The following is a 22,639-nucleotide window of genomic DNA, read 5'->3' on the forward strand; positions in this document are numbered from 1 at the left end:
GATGATGATCGGCCGGCGACGGGGGCAACAAAGCCCGGTCCCCGAGGAGAGCACGTATAAGCCGGAAAACCGTTGCGCAGGGAAGGCCGGGATCGTCCGGCTGAGCCTGTGGTTCCTGCCCCGTGCACTTCTTCACGCACGGGGGCCGCGGGTATCAGCGGATACCCGGCCTTCCCTGCGCCCTCTGTTCAAAGAGGGACACCGTACGATCATCACCCGGGCGCGCAACGCGCCGCGGGATCGCGATGACATGCTGTTTGACATTCATATCAGAACGCCACGCGCATGACCCCTGCACGTGAGCGTCACTTGCCGTCGTCGAGATGGACCAGCACCGCCGCGTTGGCGATGATGATGGCGTCGCTGCCGGCCTCGGCCGCAATCTCCAGCCCGCCTTTGACCGCGGTCACGGTCACCGTGCCATAGGGCAGCTCCTTGGCCACTGCAGCGGTGTCGACAGCCTCCGGGTTCGGCACGCCGATGGTGACGTCCACGAACATGTCCTGCGGCGTCTTGCCGACCATGCGGAAGAAGCCGAGGCTGGAATGGCGGATCGCGTCCGACACCGCGCGCTTGGCCGCCTTGGTGGCGTCGCGGCCGTGGACGTCGACGCCCATGCCCATCTCGGTGATACAGCGGACGCGCGCCATGTCGTGTTTCCCTCGGTTGCTTGCCTCGTACGCCATGCGACCTTAGCCAACGGCGCGGCCGACGCAAGCCGGGTGGACATCAAGCGCCCCCGCCACAGAAAATGGTCATCTGATGCCGACATATATCGTGCAAGATGATGCGCTGGACGAACCTGAGAACAAGGTCTTCGAATGATGTTCCTCCCCGTCTTTCCCGTGATGGCGATCCATCGGCCGGATCCGGCTGGCATGGCTGACCACGAGGAACATTGAAGGAGAACGCCAATGGGTTTTTCACACACGCTGGGCGGCGCGCGCTACCGGTTCGACGACCTCAGAACCTTGCTTGCGAAGGCAACGCCGTTGCGCTCGGGCGACGTGCTGGCGGGCCTCGCCGCGGAGGATGTCGCCGAACGCGTGGCGGCACGGATGGCGCTCGCCGAGCTGCCGCTGCGCCATTTCCTCAACGAGGCCGTCATCCCCTACGAGACCGACGAGGTCACGCGGCTGATCGTCGACCAGCATGACGGCAAGGCGTTCGCTCCCGTCGCAAGCCTCACGGTCGGCGACTTCCGCGAATGGCTGCTGTCGGATGCGGCCGACGCAGATGCACTCAGCGGCGTATCGCCAGGGCTGACGCCGGAGATGGTTGCTGCGGTCTGCAAGATCATGCGGCTGCAGGACCTGGTGACGGTCGCGGCGAAATGCGAGGTCGTGACGCGCTTCCGCTGCACCATCGGCCTGCCGGGCCGGATGTCGACACGGCTGCAGCCCAACCATCCGCTCGACGATCCCAAGGGCGTCGCGGCCTCGATCCTCGACGGGCTGATGTACGGCGTCGGCGACGCGACGATCGGCATCAACCCGGCGAGCGACGACGTCGAGACGATGGTGCGGCTGCTCGACTTGATCGAGACCTTGCGGCTTGCCTCGCATGCACCGATCCAGTCCTGCGTGCTGGCCCATGTTACGACCGCGCTGAAGGCGATCGAGCGCCGCGCGCCGGTCGATCTCGTGTTCCAGTCGCTGGCCGGCAGCGAGGAGGCCAATCGCGGCTTCGGCATCACGCTGTCGCTGCTCGACGAGGCGCTCGCCGCGGCCGAAGGCCTGCAGCGCTGCCCCGTCGGGGGCAACGTGATGTATTTCGAGACCGGACAGGGCAGCGAGCTCTCCTCCGGCGGCCATTGCGGGGTCGACCAGCAGACCTTGGAGGCACGCTGCTACGCGGTCGCGCGGCGCTATCGGCCGCTGCTCGTGAACACCGTGGTCGGATTCATCGGTCCGGAATATCTCTACGACGGAAAGCAGATCATACGCGCGGGCCTGGAGGATCATTTCTGCGGCAAGCTGCTGGGGCTGCCGATGGGCTGCGACGTCTGCTACACCAACCACGCAGAAGCCGACCAGGACGACATGGATGCGCTGCTGACCCTGCTTGGCGTCGCCGGCTGCACCTACATCATGGGTGTGCCGGGCGCTGACGACATCATGCTGAACTATCAAAGCACCTCGTTCCATGACGCGCTCTATGTGCGCAAGGTGCTCGGCAAGCGCGCGGCGCCGGAGTTCGAGACCTGGCTCGCGGCCACCGGCCTCAGCGATGCCGGAGGCGAGCTGCGCTTCGAGCCGGCGCGGCTGATGCCGGCGCTGCCGCTGCTGGAGGCCAAGTGATGGGCGGCTCCGACAAGAGCGACTCGCCGGCAACGTCGTCATCGGACGATTGGCGCTGGCTGTCACGCTATACCGAAGCGCGGATCGCGTTGGGACGCTGCGGTCCTGGCCTGCCGACATCGGCACATCTCGCCTTCCAGGCTGCCCACGCCGAAGCGCGCGATGCCGTGCTGAAGCCGTTCGACGCCGAGCGCTTTGCCGCCGAGGCGACCGCGCATGGCTGGCCGGCCCTTGCCGTGCACAGCCGCGCTGCCGATCGCGCGACCTATTTGCAGCGCCCCGACGCAGGCCGCCTGCTCTCGCCCGCGTCGGAAGCGGTGCTGTCGGAGCCACGCGCGCCGGCCGACATCGTGCTGGTGGTCGCCGATGGCCTGAGCAGCCGCGCGGTGCAGGTCAACGCCCTGCCCGTGCTCGATGCGCTGATGCCGCGCCTGGCTGCAACCGGCCGACGGCTGTCGCCGGTGATCGTTGCTTCGCAGGGCCGCGTCGCGCTCGCCGATCATGTTGGCGAGCTGTTCGGCGCGTCGGCCTCGATCATCCTGATCGGCGAGCGCCCGGGCCTGAGCGCGGCCGATTCCCTTGGCCTCTATCTCACCTGGATGCCGCGCCGGGGCCGCGTCGATGCCGAACGCAACTGCATCTCCAACGTCCGCCAGGGCGGCCTCGCACCGGCGGATGCGGCGAGCCAGGCGGCCGAACTGATCCAGCGCATGTTCCTCCACCAGGCCGCCGGCGTCAGCCTCGCCCGGCTGCCGCAGCTGCCGGCGCCGGATGGAGATGGCGCGTCATGATGCCGGCGCAGTCCGAAACATCACACCGCGCAATAGCGGTCCTGGATATCCTTGTCGGCCAGCAGCGCCGCGGCGCTGCTCTCATGCACGACCTCGCCCTGGTCGATGATGACGGCGCGATCGGCGAGCCGCAGCGCCCATTCGACGTTCTGCTCGACCAACAGCAGCGTCTTGCCCTGGTCGCGCAATCGCCGGAACAGCACGCCCATCTCTTCGACGAGCACCGGCATGATGCCTTCGGACGGCTCGTCGAGCAGAACCATGCGCGGCCGCGCGATCAAGGCCCGCGCGATCGCCAGCATCTGCTGCTCGCCACCCGACAGCGTGACGCCCTCCTGATCCAGCCGCTCGTTCAATCGTGGAAAGGTCTCCGCAACCTCGGCGAACGCCGCGCGCTCCTCGATATCGGCGCTGGCGGCGACCAGCCCAAGCCGCAGGTTCTCGCGCACCGACAGGCCCGGCACGATGCGGCGCTCCTCCGGAACATAAGCGAGCCCGAGATGAAAGCGCTTGTGGGCCGCAAGCGGCAGCAGATCATGGCCGGCAAAGCGCACGCGCCCCGCGGCCCGGGGCATCAGCCCCATGACGGTGCGCAACGTCGTGGTCTTGCCGGCGCCGTTGCGGCCGACGAGCGCGACCACCTCGCCCTCGCTCACGCGCAGCGAGATGCCGTGCAGGACGTGGCTGGCGCCATACCAGGCCTGGAGGCCGTCGAGCTCGAGCAACGCGGTCTCAGCCATAGCCTTCACTCTGTCCCAGATAGACCCGGCGCACGTCGGGGTTGGATCGGATGTCCTCAGGACGACCGTCGGCGAGCAGCCGGCCGTGATGCAGCACCAGCACCCGCTGGCTCAGGCCGAGCACCATCTTCATCTTGTGCTCGACCAGCAGCACCGTGCGCTTCTCCGCCAGCCGCTCCAGCAGCGCCACCATCTCCTTGGTCTCTTCCGGCCCCATGCCCGCGGTCGGCTCATCGAGCAGCAGGAGCTCCGGTTCGGAGACCAGCGCAATGGCGATCTCCAGCGCGCGCTGCTGGCCGTGGGCGAGATACTTCGCGAGCTCGCCACACCTGCCGATCAGGCCGACCGCCATCAGGGCCGCATCGGCGCGTTCGCGGAGTTCGGCAAGATCGGCGCGCTTGCGCCAGATGTCGTAGCTTACCCGCATGGCCTGGGCGGCGACCCGGACATTCTCGTGCACCGACAAATCGGGAAAGATGTTGGTGATCTGGTACGAGCGCGAGATGCCCTGATGCACGAAGCGATGCTGTGGCAGGCCGTTCAGCTCGCGGCCCTTGAACCGCAGGGTGCCGCTGCTCGGCGACAGCGTGCCGGAGAGAATGTTGAAGAAGGTGCTCTTGCCTGCCCCGTTCGGGCCGATGATCGAGGTCAGCTCACCGGCCGCGAACGCGACTGAGATGCCTTCGAGCGCGACGAAGCCGCCGAAGCGACGGCCGATCCCATCCGCGCGCAATAACTCGGTGCTCATCGGCGTTGCCTCGCGATCGGCAGCACATCGAGGAACGTGCCCCAGATGCCCTTGGGCAGGAACAGCACGAACACGACGAAGATGGCGCCGACCACGATCTGCCAGTGCGGCGTCCACAATGACACGACGTCCTCTAGGATCAGGAAGACCGCGGCCCCGACGAACGGCCCGAAGAAGCTGCGTGCGCCACCGAGCAGCACCATCATCACGATCATGCCGGAGGTCTGATAGTGCAGGATGTCGAGCGGAACGATGGACAAATGCAGGGCCGACATGCAGCCGCCGACGGCGGAGATGGCGCCCGACAGCATGAGCACGATCAGCTTGCAGCGCTCGACGTCGTAGCCGCAGGCCCGCGCGCGCTGCTCGTTCTCGCGGATCGCCTCGATGACCGCGCCGAATGGCGAGTTGAGGATGCGCGACTGCACCCAGATCGCGATCGCCGCGAGCACCATCAGCACGTAATATTTGTTCACCGGATCGAGGAAGTTGATCTGCGCGCCGAACAGACCGATGTGGTCGACCGTGAAGCCGCGCAGCCCGTTCTCGCCGCCGGTGAAGGAGGAGGCCTGCAGCGCCACGTAGTAGACGAGTTGCGCCAGCGCGAGCGTGACCATGGAGAAATAGATGCCGCGGGTGCGCGTCGAGATCGTTCCGATGAATGCGGCGAGCGCCATGCTCGCCGCGATCGCCAGCGGCACCGCGGCAAACCACGGCAGGCCCCAGCGGCCGATGGCGATGCCGGTCAGATACGCGCCGGTGCCGAAGAAGGCGGCGTGGCCGAACGACAGCAGCCCGGTGTAGCCGAACAGCAGATTGTAGCCCATCACCACGACGCCGTAGATCAGGACGTTCACGGCGAGCGCCTTCGACGGCAGCAGCCAGGGCAGCAGCGCCAGCGCGACCAGCGAGACCAGCACGCGGTGGTCCGCGAGAAGCGCGAAGAGGCGCTGCGCCTGAGGAAGCGGCGGTGCTTCGCCGGTCGAATGCACCGTCATCACGCTCTCCCCTTGAGGCCGAACAGACCCTGTGGCCGGATCAGCAGGACCGCGGCCATGAGCGCGAACATCACGATCGTCGCCATCTCGGGCGCAAACAGCGCGACCATGCTGATGCAGATGCCGACCATCAGCCCCGCGACCACGGCGCCGACGATCGAGCCGAGGCCGCCGATCACGGTGACGACGAAGGCCTCCGCCAGCACCAGCGTTCCCATCTCGGGATTGACGCTGCGCATGGGTCCCGCCAGCACCCCGCCGAGCGCGGCAAGGCCGACGCCCAGGCCGAAGATCGCGAGCCACGCCTTGCCGATGTCGACCCCGAGCACCCGCATGATCAGGGGATCACGGGCGCCGGCCCGCACGATCAGGCCGACCCGGGTCTTCTCCAGCATCAGCCAGAGCACCAGCAGCACGACGGCGACCAGCGCGATCACGAACAGACGATATTTGGGGAAGAAGCCGACGCCGAGATCGACGACGCCGATCAATTGGGACGGTGTCGGAAACGGAATACCGTCGCTGCCGAACACGATGCGCACCCCCTCGACCAGGATGTAGCTGAGACCGAAGGTGAGCAGCAATGGATCATCGATCGACCGGCCATACAGGCGCCGGACCAGGACGAGTTCGATCAGCATGCCGAACGCGCCGACCAGAATTGGGGCGAGCAGCAAGCCCCACCAGAAGCTGCCGGTCAGCGATGCCAGATACAGACCGGCATAGGCCCCGATCATGAACAGCGCCCCATGGGCGAAATTGACCACGCCGAGCATGCCGAACACGATGGTCAGGCCGAGCGCAGTGATGACCAGCACCGCCCCAAGGGCGATGCCGGAAAACAGCTGCATGATGATCAGCGAGAGGTCCATGCGATCAGGATCAGGTGGCGTGGCCGAGTTCGCCGCAGCTGCGCAGCATCTCGTCCGCCCCGGGATCGCTGGCCACGATCGCGAACAGGTCGTTCTCGCTCGCCATCGCCGACTTCTTCTTGGATTCCAGCACAAGCACCGACTGCACCGACTGGTGGTCGCATTTGCGGTAATGCTGCGGGCCCTTGGTCAGATCGTATTGCAGCCCCTCCAGCACCGCGATGACCTTGTCGGTGTCGGTGCCACCGGCGGCCTGCATCGCCTGCAGCAGCGAGCCGACGCCGGAGTAGCCATAGGCGCCGTAGTCGGTCGGGATCGCGCCGCCATTGGCGGCCCGGAACGCCTTGTTGAACTCGGCCGCGGTCTTGTTCTGTGTCTCAAGACCCCAATAATAGTTGGCGCCGCCGACGACGCCCTCGAACACGTCGGGCCCGACGGCGAGGCGCTGATTGTGTAGGATCACCGGCACCACGATCTTCATCTGCTGCTTGATGCCGAAATCCACCGCCTGCTTGATCGCGTTGGCCTGGTCGCGGCCGAAATTGCTGATGCACAGCACGTCCGGCCGCAGCGACATCAGCCGCGGCATGAAGGTCGAATAGTCGGCCGCACCGAACGGATGCAGGATCTCGCCGACGCTCTCGGCACCGATCGCCGTCTGCGCCCGCTTGAAGCCGCGCAGCATCTCATGGCCATAGGCATAGTCGGCCACGAGGTGGGCGACCTTCATGCCCTTCTTGATGGTCTGCCGCGCCACGGCGGCCGTGGTCATGTGCGGGTTCAGCGCCTCGTGGAAGGTATATTTGCTGAAATCCTTGGCCTCGTTGATGGTGTCGGACTGGCTGATCGACACGTAGATCACGCCGCGGGCGCGCGTCACCTCGTTGACGGCAAGCTGGACGGCGCTGGAGAGCGCGCCGACGATAGCATGCACCTTGTCCTTCTCGATCAGCTCGAGCGTCCGTGTCGCCGCCTCGCCGGCGTTGAGCTTGTCGTCGCGCACAAGCAGCTCGACCTTGCGGCCGGCGACGCCGCCCTTGTCGTTGACCAGCTTGACGGCGAGTTCGGCGCACTTGACCTGGTCACGCGCCTCGGCGGCGAACGGACCGGTCAGCGGCGTCGGAAAGCCGATCCGGATGGTGTCATCAGCGGCGCGTCCCAGGCGCGGCATCGCGAGCGCGGCGACACCTGCCGACATCCCCATCAGCGCCGTACGGCGGGATATTCCTGTGCGTCGCAGCCTTGTCTCGTAGTTTGGCATGATCTCCTCCCTCATTCGTTTTTCTTAGAACCGGTTGAGCGCCTTGAGCACGCGCGCAGGCGTGACGGGAATGGTGTTGATGGAAGCGCCGAAGGGCATCAGCGCATCATTGACCGCATTCAGCACACAGGCCGACGCGGCCGCGGTGCCAGCCTCACCGCAGCCCTTTGCGCCGAGAATGGTGTCCGCCGTCGGCGTCTCGACGTGATCGATGGTAATGTCTGGCATCTCCATCGCCATCGGCACCAGATAGTCGGCCATCGACCCGTTGAGCAACTGGCCGGTCTCACCGTAACGGCACTCCTCGAACAGCGCAGCGCCAAGACCCTGCACGACACCGCCGCGCAACTGCTCGTCGACCAGCATCGGGTTGATGATCCGGCCGCAATCCTCGACGACATAGTGCTTCAGCAGCTTGATGAAGCCGGTCTCGACATCGACTTCGAGGTAGCAGCCCTGGATGCCGTTGGTGAAGGCAAAGGGGTAGCCCTGGGGCGCGAAATGATGGCTGACAGTCAGCTGCGCCTGAGTGCCCGGTGGCAAGGTGTCGGACCGGAAATAGGCGATGCGCGCGATCTCGGCGACTGGGATACGCGGCTGCCCCGTCGCGACAGAGGTGATCTGGCCGTCGACGACGTCGAGCGCGGCGGGCTGCTCCTGCAGCACCAGCGCGGCAATCTCCAGAATGTTCGCCTTGAGCTTCCGCGCGGCCTGCAGTGCCGTTTCGCCACCGATGCCCGCACCGCGGCAGGCCCAGGTCGCACCACCATGTGGCGTGACCTCGGTATCGCCGGTGATGATCTTGACGTGCTCCTGGGCGAGGCCGAGCTGGTCGGCGACGATCTGGCCGATGATCGCCTCGGTGCCCTGTCCCTGCTCCGTCACGGAGATCGCGCAGCGCACCTCGCCCGACGGCGTCAGGCTGACGGTCGCGCCATCCTGCGAGGAAATGCGCGCGCCGCCGACGCCGTAGAACGCAGGGCTCGGATTGGTGATCTCGACGAAGGTCGCAATGCCGATGCCGCGATAGATGCCGCGCCGACGCAGCTCGGCCTGCTCGGCGCGGAGCGCGTCATAGTCCATGATCCCGCGCAGCCGCCGCAGGCAGACTTCGTGCGACAGCGCCTCGAACCTGTAGCCGGTCGGCGATGCCGTCGGATAGGCGCTGTCGACAATCACGTTCCTGGCGCGCATCGCGAATGGATCGAGCCCGACGCGGGCAGCAGCGAGATCCACCATGCGCTCGGTGACCGCGCAGGCGATGGGATGTCCAACCGCGCGATACTGGCTGGTCTGCACCTTGTTCTGGAACACGACCTCGAGCGCGGCGCGGTAGGATTTGAAATCATACGGCGCACCGATCAGGCGGATGACCTGATTGCCTTCGACGACGCTGGTGCGCGGATAGGTCGAGAACGCGCCGATCGCCGTGGCATCGTGGACGTCCATGGCAAGGATCTTGCCGTCGGCGTCGACGGCCATGCGCGCGCGGACGTGGTGATCGCGGGCATGAATATCCGACACGAAGGACTCGATGCGATCGGCGACGTATTTGACCGGGCGCCCGAGCAGGATCGACAGCCCGACAACCGCCATGTCCTCGTGGTAGACATGCAGCTTCATGCCGAACGACCCGCCGATATCGGGCGCGATCACGCGCACGCTGGCTTCCGGGATGCCGTAGTGGCGAGCGTACAGATCCTGGAACTGGTAGGGCGTCTGCGTGGCGTGGTGCACCGTCAGCGCGCCGCTCTCGGAATCATAGTCCGCGACGATGGCCCGCGGCTCGAGCGTGACCGGGGTATGACGGCCGAAGCTGAATTCTTCCTCGATCACATGCGCGGCCGACGCGAAGGCCTCATCGACGCGGCCGCTGTCGAGCTGCGTGCGGAAACAGATGTTGGACGCCGCAACCGGATTGACCAGCGGCATCCCCGGCCGACGCGCGGCGTCGAGATCGACCACCGCCGGCAGCTCCTCGTAGTCGACCGAGATCAGCTCCAGCGCATCCTCCGCGATCGCCCTGCTCTCGGCGACCACGGCAATCACGGCCTGCCCAGCCCAGACGACGCGATCCAATGGCAACGGCAGCTGCGGCTCGGACATCATGCCCTTGAAATGATCGAGCGTCCCGGTCCACGGTGTGCAGATCTTCGCCAGATCGGCGCCGGTCGCAACCAGATGCACGCCCGCAAGCGCCCGCGCCGCATCGACCTCGATGCCGGTGATCCGTGCATGAGCATACGGGGTGCGCAGGAAGGCGGCATACAGCATGCGCGGCAGGCGAATGTCGGTCACATAGCGCCCGCGTCCGGCGAGCAGCCGCTTCGCATTCGGTCGCGGCACGGAGCGGCCGATATAGGAATTCGGGCGGTCCAGCGACGTCAGCGGCGGGCTCATGGCGACGAGCCCTCCGCGCCCTGCGATGCCGTTGCTGCCCGTGCCGCGGCGACCGCGGCGATGGCGTCGACGATCGCTTCATATCCGGTGCAGCGGCAGAAATTGCCCGAGAGCGCGTCGCGAATGGTCTCGCGACTCGGCCGTGCCACGTGGGTCAGCAGCTCATGAGCGGTGATCAGCATGCCCGGCGTGCAGAACCCGCATTGCAGCGCATTGCGCCGATGAAACTCGGCTTGCAGGTCGGCGATCACGCCGCTCTCCGAGAGCCCCTCGATCGTATCGATCCGCGCGCCATCGGCCTGCACGGCGAACATCAGGCAGCCATGCACGGCAGCGCCGTCGAGCTGAACCAGGCAGGCGCCGCAGGCCCCCATCTCGCAACCGGCATGCGTGCCGGTCAGCTCGAGCTGCTGGCGAAGACAATCCACCAGCGTGTCGCGAGGCGCGACGTCACACGCCACCTTGCGGCCGTTGACGATGAGGCGAATGCGGACCTGCTCCTCGGTCTCGATGTCGACCGGCGGGCTCATGCGGCTTCTCCGATCCGTCCCAGCAGCCGGCCGAGCAGAACGCGCGCCAGATGCAGACGCATCGCCGCCGGAACATCGTCGCTGTCAGCGGGCGCGAGATCGGCGTCGAGCGCAGCCTGCGCCGCCGCAATCCGTGCAGCATCGATCCGGTTGCCGGTGAGCGCTGTCTCCGCATGCCTCGCACGGGTCGGGACGTCGCCGACCGAAAAGAATGAAATGCCTATGCGCTCGATCAGATCGCCCTGGCAGGTCGCGAGCAGGCCGCAACCGACCAGTGCATAGTCGCCGCGCCGGCGGGCCAGCTCATCGAACGCAATGCGCTGGCCGGCTTGGAAGAGAGGAACATGAACCGCGACGAGGATCTCGCCGGGCGCGATCGCCGTCTCGAAAAGATCGATGAAGAAGTCATCGGCTTTGACGCGGCGCCGGCCGGACGCGCCGGCAATCTCAATCTCGGCGTCGAGCGCCAGCACCATCGCCGGAAACTCGGAGGCTGGGTCGGCCAGCGCGACACTGCCGCCAAAGGTCCCGCGATTGCGGATGGCAGGATGCGCAACGAACGGCGCTGCGGCGCGCAACAGCGGCGCAAACTCAGCGATCAGCGGATCGGTCAGCATCTCGCAGTGCCGGGTCAAGGCGCCGATCCGCAACCATTCGCCGTCCCGCGTGATGCCGCGCAGCTCTGCAATGTGGTTGATATCGATCAGAATTCGCGGGGCCTGAAGACGCAACGCCAGCGCCGGAACCAGGCTCTGACCACCAGCAATGAAGCGCACATCGTCGCCCGCGCCCGCATGAGCTTCGAGCGCCTCGCCGATCGTGTGTGCACGAAAATAGCTGAAAGCCCTCGCTTTCATCCGTTTCCTCACCGCCAGGGCTCGCCAGCCCGGATTCCCAAATTTGTGACCATCTGGTCTCAAAAGAGTTGCACGCAGCGGCACCGCGGTCAACCAGAAACGAACGATTGGTCACAAATCAGCTTTCGGCTATCAAGCAGGCTGTCGCCGCAATCGATAGAGACCATGGCTAGGACCCCGAAGACAGCGAGCGCTGAGACAACAGGCCGAGTTGATGGACGCCCGCGCAGGTCCGAGAACCGTCCTCAGGCGAGGCGCCGCAACATGCGCGCCGCCGACCGCGAGCGCGTGATCGTGGATGAAGCGATCCGCTTTTTCGCCGAGCGCGGCTTCGAAGGCCAGACGCGAGAGCTCGCCAAGCGCATGGGCATCGCGCATTCGGTGATCTACCGGCACTTCCCCAGCAAGGAAGCCCTGATCGAGCGCGTCTATCAGGAGGTCTATCTCAGCCGCTGGTCGCAGGACTGGGGCCCGCTGGTCCGCGATCGCAGCCTTCCACTCAAGGCGCGACTGACCGGCTTCTATCTCGACTACGTGGCACGCGTGTTCGAATACAACTGGGTGCGGATCTTCGTGTTCTCCGGCATGAAGTCGTTCGGCATCACCGGCCGCTATCTCGACCTCGTCCGGCACGAGATCATCGAGCCTGCCGCGATCGAGCTGCGGCATGAACTGCAGCTGCCAGACGCCGCCACCTGCCCTCTCGGCAGCCGCGAGACGGAGATGTTCTGGGGACTGCACGGACGCATCTTCTATCTCGCGATCCGAAAGTTCATCTACGAGACACCGGTTCCATCAGATCTCGAGCAGACCGTGCGTGATGCGATCGACCTCTTCATGGACGGCGCCAAGCTGGCGCTCCCTCGGCTCCTGCGCGACGATCAGGCCGGACCAGCACGATGATCCGGCCCGTCGTCGATGACCGTCACGCCGTCCGGCCGCGCCCGCCCTTGATCTTCGCGGCGACGAGATAGGACAGCGGCATCGCGACGACGAATCCGACCAGCGCCGCCAACGGCAGGTCCTTCATCGGACTCGCAACCAGCCCCTGCACCGTCAACAATGCCGTCACCGCGCTGCCTGCAAGCACGGTGCCCAGCATGACCCAGATGAGAATTGCGACCTTGAACATCTGTCTTTCTCCGTCAGTAGGAAAGCTTCCGATCCCTTGACGCGAGAATGCTCTGCCTGCGGCTTCGAGCCGGCATTGATTTGGAACAACCGGACTCGGCAATCGAGGGAGGAGCGACCGGTCCTCCCTCGATCAATCCCGATGAGCCGACAGAATGTCGCCGACGCCTTACAGTCGGCGATCGAACGACGCTGCTCTATCGTGTCCCCGGAACGAAGTGATCGCGCTTGCTGACCGACGTCCCGGTCGCCGGATCCGTGATCTTGATCTCGATGTCGACCGGCGCGGAAGGCAGGTCGGCCCCCTTGGCCTCGATCGACATGCGGATCTCGCGGGTCTGATCCTGGCCGACGTCGATCACCATACGACCGTCCTGCTCGCGCGTTTCGCCGGCCACCGTCACCTTGGCGTTCGGAAGCCCCACGACGTCCAGCACGAAGTCGCGCGGCCCGCGCTTGTTGAGCAGACGAACCGTGTAGTCGTTGCGGACGCCGCCATCCGACAACTGCACGAACAGCGGGTTACGTTCATGCAGCACGTTGATGCCCATCGTGCCGCGCGTCACCAGCGAGTACAGCATGATCCCGCCGACGATCGCGATGAAGGTCGCATAGATGATCGTGCGCGGTCGGATGATCCGGTAGATCTCGGGCTTGCCTTCCTTGCGGCGCTGGACGTTGATGTCGGTGTCGTAACCGATGAGGCCCGTCGGACGGCCGATCTGGGTCATCACGCTGTCGCAGGCATCGATGCACAGGCTGCACTGGATGCAGCCGAGCTGGATGCCGTGGCGGATGTCGACGCCGGTCGGGCAGACGTTGACGCATTGATGGCAGTCGATGCAATCCCCGGCGGGTGCGCCCTGCAGCCGTGCAGCTTCCGCCTTCTTGACCGACATGCGCGGCTCGCCGCGGTCGCCCTTGTAGGTGACGTTGAGCGCCCACTCGTCGGTCAGCGCCGCCTGGATGCGCGGCCACGGGCACATGTAGATGCAGACCTGCTCGCGAGCGTGGCCGGCGAACACATAAGTCGTCGCCGTCAGGATGCCGATCCAGAGATAGGCGGTGAACGGCGCCTGGAAGGTGGCGAGGTCCTTCACCAGGGTCGGCGCATCGTCGAAATACAGCACCCAGGCGCCACCGGTCCACCAGCCGATCATGATCCAGAGGAAATGCTTCAGCGCGGCCTGGCGGATGTGGGTGAAGGTCCAGCCGCGCTTGTCGCTGAGCATGCGCTCACGGCGGTCGCCCTCGGCCCAGCGCTCGACGGCGTAGAACAGGTCGGTCCACACCGTCTGCGGACAGAGATAGCCGCACCACAGCCGGCCGGCGACCGCGTTCATCAGGAACAGGGCGACCGCCGCGATGATGAGCAGGCCGGTGAAGTAGTAGACCTCCTGCGGCCACAGCTCGATGAAGAAGAAGTAGAACCGGCGATGCGGGAAATCGACCAGCACCGCCTGGTTCGGCATGCCGGGTCCGCGATCCCAGCGGACGAAGGGCAGCAGGTAGTAGATGCCGAGCGTGATGCACAGGATCGTCCACTTGATGCGCCGGAAGCGGCCGTGCACGGCCGCCGGATAGACCTTGTCGCGCGCCTTGTAGAGCGGCCCGACGATATAGGTTTCGTCCGAGTCAGCCATGATATCCCCGCTTCATCTTGCCGTCCTTCCGACCGATTCAGGAGAACGCGTTGCCGCTTTTGAGCCCCAGCTTCTTGAAGACGATCGCCGCCGGGCAGAAGCCCGTGAACGAGGCCTGGATCATGTTCACGCCCGCAAAGGCCGCCAGCAAGAACCAGTAGGGACTGACGTACCAGCCCAGCGTCAGGCTGAGCAGGACGACGACGCCCGCGAAGGTGAGAACTGCTTTGTCGACGTTCATGACATACTCCTTCATGGTTGCATTTGAGCGTAATCAAGCAAGTGCCGGCCCGGCCGTACGGCTACTGCCGCAGGCCGGACAGTGTCCAGGCGACGATTCGTTGCGAGTCCATCGCACCCGAGATTCGCGCCAGCTCCCGCCCCTGCTGCAGCAGCAGCATGGTCGGAATTCCGGAGATGCCGAGCCGCGCCGACACCTCCGGCGCCTCGTCCGAGTTCAGCTTCAGAAGCTGCACACGCGGCTCCAGCTCTTGCGCAGCGCGCGCGAACATCGGCGCCATCGCGCGGCACGGGCCGCACCATGGCGCCCAGACGTCGACGAGCAGCGGCAGACTGCTATGCGCGACATGGCGTTCGAACGCGGCCTGGTCGACCTCGATCGGATGGCCGCTGAACAGCGGCGTATGACACTTGCCGCATTTCCCCTGCGTCGGCGCCCGGTCCGCGGGCAGACGGTTGATCTGCCCGCAATGGCCGCACACGATCTGCAAACCGTTGCTCATGTGCCGGTCCTGACTTCCTTGATCTTGGCGATGTTGAGCCGGTCGAGCAGGAACTTTTCGTAGAACGGCTCGGGCGTCCCGCGCCTCATCTTGCGCAGGAAGTACTTCTCGAAGGCGACCTTGGCATAGTGCACCCACTCTCCCTTCGACGACCAGTTGACGTTGCGCGGCGGGATCTGCGGCTGGGCCAGGAAGGCGACGCCGGAATCGCCGAAATCGGCAAGACAGATCGCGTTCCAGGTCGGCTCGGCCTTTGGCTCCTGGCCGCGCAGCAGCGCCCCGATGTTCAAGGCCGTCGCCGTCACCATCGATTCGATCATGAAGCCGGTCTTGGGCACGCCGACCGGCACCGGCGTCGGCCCGATCGGCGGAATCGCAACGCAGACGCCGATGGCAAACACGTTGGGGAAGGTCGGATTACGCTGATGCTTGTCCACGACGACGAAGCCGCGGGGATTGGTGAGCTTGTCGATGCCGCGGACGGCTCCCACGCCGCGAAAGGCGGGCAGCATCATCGAATAGGCAAACGGTAGCTCGTGCGTCTTGCGGACGGTGCCGTCGTCGGCGACCTCCTCCACGAACATGCGGCCATCCTCGACCTTGGTGACGCGCGCGCTGGTGATCCACTTGATGTGCTTTTCGCGCATCTCGCTTTCCAGCAGACCCTTGGTGTCGCCGACGCCGTCGAGGCCGAGATGGCCGATGTAGGGCTCGGAGGTCACGAAGGTCATCGGCACCTGATCGCGCATCTTGCGCCGGCGCAGCTCGGTTTCCAGGATGAACAGGAATTCGTAAGCGGGGCCGAAGCATGAGGCGCCCTGTACCGCACCGACGATCACGGGCCCGGGTTTCTCGGCGAGCCTGTCAAAGGCCGCCTTGGCATGAGCGGCGTGGTCGACGTGGCACACGGATTGCGTATGCCCATCGGGTCCAAGCCCCGGGATTTCGTCGAAGGCGAGTTCGGGACCGGTGGCGACGACGAGATAATCGTATGCCACCATGCCGCCGTCCGTCAGCTCGACCTGGTTCTCGGCCGGATGCACGCGCTTGGCGCCCTGCGTCAGCAGCCGGATGCCCTTGCGCTGCATGACGTCGACCAGATCGATCTCGATCTCGTCGCGCTTGCGCCAGCCCACGGCCACCCAGGGGTTGGATGGCACGAAATGATAGGAGGAGCCCTGCGAGACGACGGTCACGCGATCCTCCTTCCTCAGTTGCGGCAACATTTCATAAGCCATCAGCGAGCCGCTCAGCCCCGCCCCGATCACCACGATTTCCGCCATTGGGATCCTCCATCCGCACTTGATTCATTCTTGCTTCATGTCACCGCGGCGCCGCCGCCGGCCTTGACTATATATTCGAATATCTGTATATACGCAACTATGAAAATTAACGCTGACATCATGGAAGCGGCGGCGGACCAGGCCAGCGACCTGCTGAAGGCGCTGTCGAACCGCCATCGCCTCCTGATCATCTGCCAGCTGGTCGACGACGAGCGGTCGGTCGGAGAACTCGCCGAGTTTCTCGGCCTGCGCGATTCGACCGTGTCGCAGCACCTGGCGCTCCTGCGCAAGGACGGCCTGGTCACCGCCAGGCGCGAGGGGCAGACGATCTACTATTCGATCACAAGCGATCCGGCCCGCGAGGTCCTCAAGACGCTCTATCAGGTGTACTGCGGGCCGAGACCGTCACCGAGACTATGAGGATGCCGGACCGGCATCTTGACCGATATCAAACGGGAACTCCCATCCAGGTGAGATGTCTGCAGCCGGCTGCGGACGGCTCGCCCGAACCTCACAAATCGAATCAAACCAGACAGGAATAGGCTGATGCGCAGATTATCGGTCCTGAGCTTGATCGCCGCGATGGCGTGGCAGGCAGCACCGGCCCTTGCGGAGACGCTGACGGTGGCGCCGCGGCAGGTCGCCGACGAGAAGGCGGTGTTCGCGACGGTGGAGAGCATCAGCGTGGTCCCTGCCCGCGGCCGCATCGGCGGCACCATCGTGCAGCTTTCGGTGCGCGAAGGCGACCCAGTCAGGCGCGGCCAGCCCATCGCCTTGATCGGCGACGACAAACTGGCCCTGCAGATCAAATCGCTCGACGCCCAGATCGAAGCGCTGCAGGCGCAAGCGAACCAGGCGCAGATCGACTTCACCCGCACCGAGGGCCTCGTCGAGCGCGGCACCCTGCCCCGCATCAAGCTCGACGAGACGCGCACGGCGCTGAACGTCGCCGAGAACGGGCTGCGGGCTAAGACCGCCGAGCGTGCCGTGGTCAACCAGCAGATGACTGAGGGCCAGGTGCTGGCTCCCGATGACGGCCGCGTGTTGAAGAAGTTGGTTGCCGTCGGATCTGTGGTTCTGCCCGGAGATCCCGTGGTCACGGTGGCGCAGCAGAACTTCAAGCTGCGACTGCGCGTGCCCGAGCGCCACGCTCTCTTTCTCAAGGCCGGCGACAAGGTCCGGGTCGACGGTGCCGAGTTCGGCGACAGCGCCGACAAATGGGGGGTGATCGACCTGGTCTATCCGCAGATCGAGGAAGGCCGTGTCGTGGCCGACGCGATCGTCTCCGGTCTCGGCCAGTATTTCGTCGGCGACCGGCTCCGGGTCTGGATCTCCGGCGGCCAACGCGATGCCTACGTGATCCCGCAGCGCTACGTCACAACGCGGTTCGGCATCGATTATGTCCAGTTGCAGCAAGGGACGCAGAAGGTGAGCGTTCCGGTGCAGCGCGGCCGCGCTCTGCCGAGCGCCGATCTCCCCGATGGACTTGAAATCCTGTCCGGCCTGCGCGCCGGCGACCAGTTGGTGCAGCCGTGAAACTCGGACTCTCAGGCAAGCTTACCCAGGCGACCATCGCCTCGCCGCTGACGCCGCTGTTTCTGCTCGCGGCGCTCGTGGTCGGCCTCATCGCCGTCGTCGTGATCCCGCGCGAGGAAGAGCCGCAGATCAGCGTGCCGATGGTCGACATCCGCGTCAACGCCGACGGCCTGCGTGCGCCTGACGGCGTCGAGCTCGTGACCAAGCCGCTGGAGACCATCGTCAAGGCGATCGATGGCGTCGAACACGTCTACAGCCAGACCGAGGACGACCGTGTCATGGTCACCGCGCGGTTCCTGGTGGGGACCAAGTTCGAGGACGCGATCCTGCGCGTCCACGAGAAGCTACGCGCCAACCTCGACCGCATCCCCGTCGGCATTCCCGAGCCGCTGATCGTCGGCCGCGGCATCAACGACGTCGCCGTCACCGTGCTGACGCTGTCGCCGAGGCCGGAGGCCGCCGGGCGCTGGTCGGACAAGGACCTCTACGAGCTCGCCGACAAGCTGCGTGCGGAGCTGACCAAGGTCGACAATATCGGCCTGACCTATATCTCCGGCGGCGGCGCCCAGCAGATCCGGGTCGAGCCCGATCCGGAAAAGCTGTCGCTGTTCGGCGTGACTCTGCAGCAGCTCGTCGCCAAGGTGAAGGACGCGAACCGCTCTTTCCTGGCCGGAGACGTTCGCGACGGCGGTATCGTGCGCAACGTCGCCGCGGGCCAGACGCTCACGGGCATCCCGGACATCGGCCTGCTGCTGATCTCGACGCGCGACGGCCGTCCCGTCTATGTGCGCGACGTCGCCACCGTCGTCATCGGCCCCAACCTCGCAGAGCATCGCGTCTGGGATGACGCCCGCACCGACAAGGGCGACTGGCACCGGGTGCCGGCGGTGAGCCTCGCGCTCGCCAAGCGCGCCGGCGCCAATGCCGTGGTGGTGTCTCACGACATCGCGCAGCGCCTCGAAGGGCTGAAGGCCAGTCTCATTCCGAGCGACGTCGCAGTCACGGTGACGCGCGACTACGGCGAGACCGCCAACGAGAAGGCCAACGAGCTGCTGTTCCATCTCGGCCTCGCCACGATCTCGATCGTCGTGCTGATTGCGGTCGCCATTGGCTGGCGCGAAGCCCTCGTCACCTTCGTGGTGATTCCGACCACGATCCTGCTGACGATGTTCGCCGCCAATCTGATGGGCTACACGATCAACCGGGTCAGCCTGTTTGCCCTGATCTTCTCGATCGGCATCCTGGTCGACGACGCCATCGTCGTGGTCGAGAATATCGCGCGCCATTGGGGCATGCATGACGGCCGGCCGCGCCTGCAGGCCACCATCGAGGCGGTCGCCGAAGTCGGCAACCCCACCGTTGTCGCGACCTTGACCGTGGTCGCCGCCCTGCTGCCGATGCTGTTCGTGTCGGGACTGATGGGCCCCTACATGGCGCCGATCCCGGCCAACGCCTCGGCGGCGATGCTGTTCTCGTTTTTCGTCGCCATGGTGGTGGCGCCGTGGCTGATGCTGCGGCTCGCGCCGAGGTCCACCAGCGCCTCGGCGGACTCTCATGACGCGCATGGCGAAGGCCGTCTCGGACGCATCTACCGCAGCGTCGCGCGCCCGATCGTCGCCAGCAAGCGCTCCGCCTGGATCTTCCTGCTCGGCGTCGGCATCGCCACCTTGCTGTCGATGACGCTGTTCGCCACCAAGTCCGTCACCGTCAAGCTGCTGCCGTTCGACAACAAGTCGGAGATCGCGGTGATGGTCGATCTGCCCGAAGGCGCGAGCCTGGAGGATACCGAGCGCACGCTGTTCGCGGCCGCCGACATTGCGCATGGGCTGCCGGAGATCACGACCGTGCAGAGCTATGCCGGCACGGCGGCCCCGTTCAACTTCAACGGTCTCGTGAGGCACTACTATCTGCGGGAGCGGCCCGAGCTCGGCGAGCTCCAGGTCAATCTCGCCGCGCGCGGCGACCGCAAGCGCGCGAGCCACGACATCGCGCTCGAACTGCGCCAGCGGCTGAAGAGCATCCCTGTGCCGGCCGGCACCAGCATCAAGGTGGTCGAAGTGCCGCCCGGGCCTCCGGTGCTCGCCACCCTGCTGGCGGAGATCTACGGTCCGGACGCGGCGACCCGGCGCGCCGTCACCACCGAACTCAAGAAGGTCTTCGCCGACGTTCCCTTCATCGTCGACATCGACGATTCCATCGGTCAGCGCCGGCCGCGGCTGCGACTGTCGATCGACCAGGACAGTCTCGAATTCTTCGGTGTCGAGCAGCGCGACGTCTACGACACGATCCAGACGCTGTTCGGCGGCGTCTCGGTCGGCTACTCGCATCGCGGCGAAGACCGCAATCCGATCGAGATCGCCGTGCGTCTGCCGAAGCACGACAAGAGCTGGAGCCAGGCCCTGGCATCGACGCCGGTGCCCGCCAACACGGTGCCCGGCAGCAAGACCGTCGTCGAACTCGGCCAGGTCGTGAAGGCCACCATGGAAGAGGGGTCGCCGATGATCTTCCGCCGCGACGGCCGCTTTGCCGACATGGTGATGGCAGAACTCGCCGGCCGCTTCGAGGCTCCGCTCTACGGCATGCTCGCGGTCGCCGACCGGATCGACGCCCATGACTGGGGCAAGCTGCCGAAGCCGGTGATCGGCTTCCACGGCCAGCCCAAGGACGAGTCCCGTCCGACGCTGCTGTGGGATGGCGAATGGGAGATCACCTACGTGACCTTCCGCGACATGGGCGCCGCATTCGGCGCGGCCATCCTCGGCATCTACGTTCTGGTCGTGGCGCAGTTCAAGAGCTTCCGGCTGCCGCTGGTGATCCTGACGCCGATCCCGCTGACCCTGATAGGCATCCTGCTCGGCCACTGGTTGCTGGGCGCGCCGTTCACGGCGACGTCGATGATCGGCTTCATTGCGCTGGCCGGCATCATCGTCCGCAACTCAATCCTGCTGGTCGATTTCATCCGGCACAGCGGCGGCGAGGGCAAGACCCTGCGCGACGTCGTGTTGGAGGCCGGCGCCGTGCGCTTCAAGCCGATCCTGCTGACGGCGCTCGCGGCGATGATCGGTGCTGCGACGATCCTGCTCGACCCGATCTTCCAGGGGCTGGCGATCTCGCTGCTGTTCGGTCTGGCCTCCTCCACCCTGCTCACCGTACTCGTGATCCCCGCGATCTACATCGCACTGCGCGAGCCCGGCAAACCCACCACGAAGATGTCGTAGGAGCTATCATGACCAAACTGTACAGCGAGATCTGCAAGGACATCTCGGGTAACCTGAAGACGCTGCGCAAGGACATTCCGGACGTCATGCAGGGCTTCTCTGCACTGGCGAGGGCCGCCGCCGCTGATGGCGCGCTCGACAAGAAGACCAAGGAGCTGATCGCGCTGGCGATCGGGGTTGCCGTTCGGTGCGACGGCTGCATCGGCTTTCACGCGGAGGCGCTCGTCCGTCTCGGTGCAAGCCGGCAGGAGGTCGAGGAGACGCTCGGCATGGCGATCTACATGGGCGGCGGACCGTCGTTGATGTATGCCGCCGATGCGATTGCGGCGTTCGAGCAATTCCAGCAACAGGCAGCCGCCGCCTGAGCGCGGGTTCAACCGCAGATATCGAGAATGGCCAGCATGTAGATGCGGATCATGTCGAGATAGTCGGGAATGTCGACGCGCTCGTCCGGCATCGTGTTGTAGCGGCCGCCCGGCCCGCAGACGATGCCCTCCATGCCACCATACGTATAGAGATGGCCGGCATCGGTGCCATAGAAGCAGCTCGGCGCCACCGGGCCTGTCGGCTGGGAGGCGCCGCGCACGACGCGATAGGCATTGTTGACGACACGGACGATCGGGCTGTCCGGCGCGACCTCGAACGGCGGCATGGTCGGCACGCCGGCGCGGTCCTCCGACATCAGATGGGCCTTCAGGCCGGGAAAACGCCCCTCCAGCGCATCGAGCTCGCGCCGCATGTCCGCGAGCGCGCCCTGCTCGGTCTGCCCAGGAGCGTAACGGCCGGAGCCCTTGATGCGGACGAAATCCGCGACCTGCGGCGTCCGCCATTCGTGCAACTCACGACCGAGCGCGCCGTGCACGACGCCGACATGGACGCGATTGATGGCCTCATGTGCCGGCGAACGCGCGCCGGAGAACCGCATCGCATTGAGGCGCGGAATGAGATCGCAGGCGGCGGTGATGGCGTCCACCGCCTCCTCGCGCTTCGACAGATGCCGCGTGTTGCCGACGAGCTCGATGATGAACATGAATGCCGCGGCATGCATCGTCATCGCCTTGAGGTCGGTCGGCTCGGAATTGATGAAATAGTCCGCGCGCAGCCCCTGCTCCAGCAACGAATAGGTGCCGACCCCGCCTTGCAGCTCGCCGACCACATAGGTCAGGACGACATCACCCCTCAGCCTGACGCCGGCCTCGATCAGCGTCTTGACCGCGCAGAAATAAGCGGCGTCGCCGGCCTTCATGTTTGACACGCCGATTCCGTAGACGAAGTCGTCGTCCACCTTCCCCGCCCAGGGATCGAGGGTCCAGCCCTCGGTCACCGGATTTGTATCGACATGGCCGTTGAAGAGCAGGCTCTTGCCGCCGCCGGTGCCGTGCCAGCGGCCGACCGCGTTGACACGGCCCTCGGCCCCGAACGGGGCGACGGCGGCATCCAGGCCGATCGCGCTCATCTGTTCAGCCATGAAGGTCGCGAGCTGCTTCTCGCCCTCGGTCTTCGAATAGCTCTTGTGCTGAACCATGCGCGACAGCAGCGCGAGCGAACCTGGAATGTCGATGCGGGCGAGCAGGTCGTTGCGATCCAT

At 65.8% G+C, this 22,639-nt stretch carries 22 protein-coding genes; 7 read left to right on the forward strand and 15 right to left on the reverse strand.

Features of this window, described 5'->3' with window-relative positions; translation table 11 throughout:
* Window positions 1-305: 305 nt before the first annotated feature.
* Entirely contained in the window at window positions 306-650 is a 345-nt protein-coding gene (locus ACQR0U_RS08745; RefSeq protein ID WP_315712523.1) for a Lin0512 family protein, read from the reverse strand.
* 264 nt (window positions 651-914) lie between these two features.
* Here ACQR0U_RS08745 and ACQR0U_RS08750 point away from each other — a divergent pair, with 264 nt between their 5' ends.
* Window positions 915-2,300 (forward strand): ethanolamine ammonia-lyase subunit EutB, encoded by a 1,386-nt coding sequence (locus ACQR0U_RS08750; RefSeq protein WP_434842938.1) that lies wholly within the window; start codon window positions 915-917, stop codon window positions 2,298-2,300.
* Complete coding sequence (gene eutC / locus ACQR0U_RS08755) at window positions 2,300-3,091, forward strand: ethanolamine ammonia-lyase subunit EutC (protein WP_316164657.1); 792 nt, start codon at window positions 2,300-2,302, stop codon at window positions 3,089-3,091. Before ACQR0U_RS08750 ends, eutC begins: the two co-directional genes overlap by 1 nt.
* A gap of 20 nt (window positions 3,092-3,111) precedes the next feature.
* Here the strand turns inward: eutC and ACQR0U_RS08760 are convergent, their stop codons facing one another.
* The 8 genes from ACQR0U_RS08760 to ACQR0U_RS08795 are packed head-to-tail and all read right to left on the reverse strand — an operon-like array spanning window position 3,112 to window position 11,497.
* Window positions 3,112-3,831, reverse strand: coding sequence for an ABC transporter ATP-binding protein (locus ACQR0U_RS08760; RefSeq protein WP_315712527.1), 720 nt, complete (start codon window positions 3,829-3,831; stop codon window positions 3,112-3,114).
* Window positions 3,824-4,579: an ABC transporter ATP-binding protein gene (locus tag ACQR0U_RS08765; protein WP_315749871.1), complete on the reverse strand. Its 756-nt coding sequence runs from the start codon at window positions 4,577-4,579 to the stop codon at window positions 3,824-3,826. The genes ACQR0U_RS08760 and ACQR0U_RS08765 overlap by 8 nt, the downstream gene beginning before the upstream one ends.
* Complete coding sequence (locus ACQR0U_RS08770) at window positions 4,576-5,577, reverse strand: branched-chain amino acid ABC transporter permease (RefSeq protein WP_316194098.1); 1,002 nt, start codon at window positions 5,575-5,577, stop codon at window positions 4,576-4,578. The genes ACQR0U_RS08765 and ACQR0U_RS08770 overlap by 4 nt, the downstream gene beginning before the upstream one ends.
* Entirely contained in the window at window positions 5,577-6,449 is an 873-nt protein-coding gene (locus tag ACQR0U_RS08775) for a branched-chain amino acid ABC transporter permease (RefSeq protein WP_316194097.1), read from the reverse strand. The genes ACQR0U_RS08770 and ACQR0U_RS08775 overlap by 1 nt, the downstream gene beginning before the upstream one ends.
* Before the next feature lie 10 nt (window positions 6,450-6,459).
* The gene (locus tag ACQR0U_RS08780; protein WP_434842937.1) at window positions 6,460-7,710 is read right to left on the reverse strand and encodes an ABC transporter substrate-binding protein; all 1,251 of its coding nucleotides are present in this window, start codon (window positions 7,708-7,710) and stop codon (window positions 6,460-6,462) included.
* A gap of 24 nt (window positions 7,711-7,734) precedes the next feature.
* Window positions 7,735-10,110, reverse strand: coding sequence for a xanthine dehydrogenase family protein molybdopterin-binding subunit (locus ACQR0U_RS08785; RefSeq protein WP_434842936.1), 2,376 nt, complete (start codon window positions 10,108-10,110; stop codon window positions 7,735-7,737).
* Window positions 10,107-10,640 carry a (2Fe-2S)-binding protein gene (locus ACQR0U_RS08790; protein ID WP_316164653.1) on the reverse strand — a complete coding sequence of 178 codons (534 nt, stop codon included), beginning with the start codon at window positions 10,638-10,640 and terminating at the stop codon, window positions 10,107-10,109. The genes ACQR0U_RS08785 and ACQR0U_RS08790 overlap by 4 nt, the downstream gene beginning before the upstream one ends.
* On the reverse strand, window positions 10,637-11,497 hold the full coding sequence (locus ACQR0U_RS08795) for an FAD binding domain-containing protein (protein WP_315712652.1): 861 nt from the start codon (window positions 11,495-11,497) through the stop codon (window positions 10,637-10,639). Before ACQR0U_RS08795 ends, ACQR0U_RS08790 begins: the two co-directional genes overlap by 4 nt.
* 264 nt (window positions 11,498-11,761) lie before the next feature.
* On the opposite strand from ACQR0U_RS08795, the gene ACQR0U_RS08800 reads away from it, so the two are divergent.
* Window positions 11,762-12,400, forward strand: coding sequence for a TetR/AcrR family transcriptional regulator (locus ACQR0U_RS08800; protein WP_315712535.1), 639 nt, complete (start codon window positions 11,762-11,764; stop codon window positions 12,398-12,400).
* A 22-nt stretch (window positions 12,401-12,422) separates the two neighbouring features.
* Here ACQR0U_RS08800 and ACQR0U_RS08805 read toward each other — a convergent pair whose 3' ends face one another.
* From ACQR0U_RS08805 to ACQR0U_RS08825, 5 genes are all read right to left on the reverse strand, one after another.
* Window positions 12,423-12,629, reverse strand: a complete 207-nt coding sequence (locus ACQR0U_RS08805; RefSeq protein ID WP_315712536.1) for a hypothetical protein — start codon at window positions 12,627-12,629, stop codon at window positions 12,423-12,425.
* Window positions 12,630-12,825: 196 nt separating this feature from the next.
* Window positions 12,826-14,271: a cytochrome c oxidase accessory protein CcoG gene (gene ccoG / locus ACQR0U_RS08810; protein ID WP_315712537.1), complete on the reverse strand. Its 1,446-nt coding sequence runs from the start codon at window positions 14,269-14,271 to the stop codon at window positions 12,826-12,828.
* A 37-nt stretch (window positions 14,272-14,308) separates the two neighbouring features.
* Window positions 14,309-14,512 (reverse strand): YgaP family membrane protein, encoded by a 204-nt coding sequence (locus ACQR0U_RS08815; protein WP_315827454.1) that lies wholly within the window; start codon window positions 14,510-14,512, stop codon window positions 14,309-14,311.
* A 61-nt stretch (window positions 14,513-14,573) separates the two neighbouring features.
* A complete protein-coding gene (gene trxC, locus ACQR0U_RS08820; RefSeq protein ID WP_315712540.1) occupies window positions 14,574-15,014 on the reverse strand; it encodes a thioredoxin TrxC in 441 nt (146 codons plus the stop codon).
* Window positions 15,011-16,297 carry an NAD(P)/FAD-dependent oxidoreductase gene (locus tag ACQR0U_RS08825; protein WP_315712541.1) on the reverse strand — a complete coding sequence of 429 codons (1,287 nt, stop codon included), beginning with the start codon at window positions 16,295-16,297 and terminating at the stop codon, window positions 15,011-15,013. Before ACQR0U_RS08825 ends, trxC begins: the two co-directional genes overlap by 4 nt.
* A gap of 120 nt (window positions 16,298-16,417) precedes the next feature.
* On the opposite strand from ACQR0U_RS08825, the gene ACQR0U_RS08830 reads away from it, so the two are divergent.
* The 4 genes from ACQR0U_RS08830 (at window position 16,418) to ACQR0U_RS08845 (ending at window position 21,416) form a co-directional block, all read left to right on the forward strand.
* Window positions 16,418-16,717, forward strand: a complete 300-nt coding sequence (locus tag ACQR0U_RS08830; protein ID WP_315827472.1) for an ArsR/SmtB family transcription factor — start codon at window positions 16,418-16,420, stop codon at window positions 16,715-16,717.
* Window positions 16,718-16,843: 126 nt separating this feature from the next.
* Complete coding sequence (locus ACQR0U_RS08835) at window positions 16,844-17,833, forward strand: efflux RND transporter periplasmic adaptor subunit (protein ID WP_315712542.1); 990 nt, start codon at window positions 16,844-16,846, stop codon at window positions 17,831-17,833.
* A complete protein-coding gene (locus tag ACQR0U_RS08840) occupies window positions 17,830-21,051 on the forward strand; it encodes an efflux RND transporter permease subunit (RefSeq protein WP_316170374.1) in 3,222 nt (1,073 codons plus the stop codon). The genes ACQR0U_RS08835 and ACQR0U_RS08840 overlap by 4 nt, the downstream gene beginning before the upstream one ends.
* Window positions 21,052-21,059: 8 nt before the next feature.
* A complete protein-coding gene (locus ACQR0U_RS08845; RefSeq protein ID WP_315712545.1) occupies window positions 21,060-21,416 on the forward strand; it encodes a carboxymuconolactone decarboxylase family protein in 357 nt (118 codons plus the stop codon).
* 8 nt (window positions 21,417-21,424) lie between these two features.
* Here ACQR0U_RS08845 and ACQR0U_RS08850 read toward each other — a convergent pair whose 3' ends face one another.
* Entirely contained in the window at window positions 21,425-22,639 is a 1,215-nt protein-coding gene (locus ACQR0U_RS08850) for a M20 family metallopeptidase (RefSeq protein WP_434842935.1), read from the reverse strand.

Source organism: Bradyrhizobium sp. HKCCYLRH3097 (assembly GCF_051167875.1).
Lineage (GTDB): Bacteria > Pseudomonadota > Alphaproteobacteria > Rhizobiales > Xanthobacteraceae > Bradyrhizobium.

What these genes read in the sequence shown, in the direction of transcription:
- ACQR0U_RS08745 (WP_315712523.1), bottom strand. Translation starts at nt 650, where the DNA reads ATGGCGCGCGTCCGCTGTATCACCGAGATGGGCATGGGCGTCGACGTC.
- ACQR0U_RS08750 (WP_434842938.1), top strand. Translation starts at nt 915, where the DNA reads ATGGGTTTTTCACACACGCTGGGCGGCGCGCGCTACCGGTTCGACGAC.
- eutC (WP_316164657.1), top strand. Translation starts at nt 2,300, where the DNA reads ATGGGCGGCTCCGACAAGAGCGACTCGCCGGCAACGTCGTCATCGGAC.
- ACQR0U_RS08760 (WP_315712527.1), bottom strand. Translation starts at nt 3,831, where the DNA reads ATGGCTGAGACCGCGTTGCTCGAGCTCGACGGCCTCCAGGCCTGGTAT.
- ACQR0U_RS08765 (WP_315749871.1), bottom strand. Translation starts at nt 4,579, where the DNA reads ATGAGCACCGAGTTATTGCGCGCGGATGGGATCGGCCGTCGCTTCGGC.
- ACQR0U_RS08770 (WP_316194098.1), bottom strand. Translation starts at nt 5,577, where the DNA reads ATGACGGTGCATTCGACCGGCGAAGCACCGCCGCTTCCTCAGGCGCAG.
- ACQR0U_RS08775 (WP_316194097.1), bottom strand. Translation starts at nt 6,449, where the DNA reads ATGGACCTCTCGCTGATCATCATGCAGCTGTTTTCCGGCATCGCCCTT.
- ACQR0U_RS08780 (WP_434842937.1), bottom strand. Translation starts at nt 7,710, where the DNA reads ATGCCAAACTACGAGACAAGGCTGCGACGCACAGGAATATCCCGCCGT.
- ACQR0U_RS08785 (WP_434842936.1), bottom strand. Translation starts at nt 10,110, where the DNA reads ATGAGCCCGCCGCTGACGTCGCTGGACCGCCCGAATTCCTATATCGGC.
- ACQR0U_RS08790 (WP_316164653.1), bottom strand. Translation starts at nt 10,640, where the DNA reads ATGAGCCCGCCGGTCGACATCGAGACCGAGGAGCAGGTCCGCATTCGC.
- ACQR0U_RS08795 (WP_315712652.1), bottom strand. Translation starts at nt 11,497, where the DNA reads ATGAAAGCGAGGGCTTTCAGCTATTTTCGTGCACACACGATCGGCGAG.
- ACQR0U_RS08800 (WP_315712535.1), top strand. Translation starts at nt 11,762, where the DNA reads ATGCGCGCCGCCGACCGCGAGCGCGTGATCGTGGATGAAGCGATCCGC.
- ACQR0U_RS08805 (WP_315712536.1), bottom strand. Translation starts at nt 12,629, where the DNA reads ATGTTCAAGGTCGCAATTCTCATCTGGGTCATGCTGGGCACCGTGCTT.
- ccoG (WP_315712537.1), bottom strand. Translation starts at nt 14,271, where the DNA reads ATGGCTGACTCGGACGAAACCTATATCGTCGGGCCGCTCTACAAGGCG.
- ACQR0U_RS08815 (WP_315827454.1), bottom strand. Translation starts at nt 14,512, where the DNA reads ATGAACGTCGACAAAGCAGTTCTCACCTTCGCGGGCGTCGTCGTCCTG.
- trxC (WP_315712540.1), bottom strand. Translation starts at nt 15,014, where the DNA reads ATGAGCAACGGTTTGCAGATCGTGTGCGGCCATTGCGGGCAGATCAAC.
- ACQR0U_RS08825 (WP_315712541.1), bottom strand. Translation starts at nt 16,297, where the DNA reads ATGGCGGAAATCGTGGTGATCGGGGCGGGGCTGAGCGGCTCGCTGATG.
- ACQR0U_RS08830 (WP_315827472.1), top strand. Translation starts at nt 16,418, where the DNA reads ATGGAAGCGGCGGCGGACCAGGCCAGCGACCTGCTGAAGGCGCTGTCG.
- ACQR0U_RS08835 (WP_315712542.1), top strand. Translation starts at nt 16,844, where the DNA reads ATGCGCAGATTATCGGTCCTGAGCTTGATCGCCGCGATGGCGTGGCAG.
- ACQR0U_RS08845 (WP_315712545.1), top strand. Translation starts at nt 21,060, where the DNA reads ATGACCAAACTGTACAGCGAGATCTGCAAGGACATCTCGGGTAACCTG.
- ACQR0U_RS08850 (WP_434842935.1), bottom strand. Translation starts at nt 22,639, where the DNA reads ATGGATCGCAACGACCTGCTCGCCCGCATCGACATTCCAGGTTCGCTC.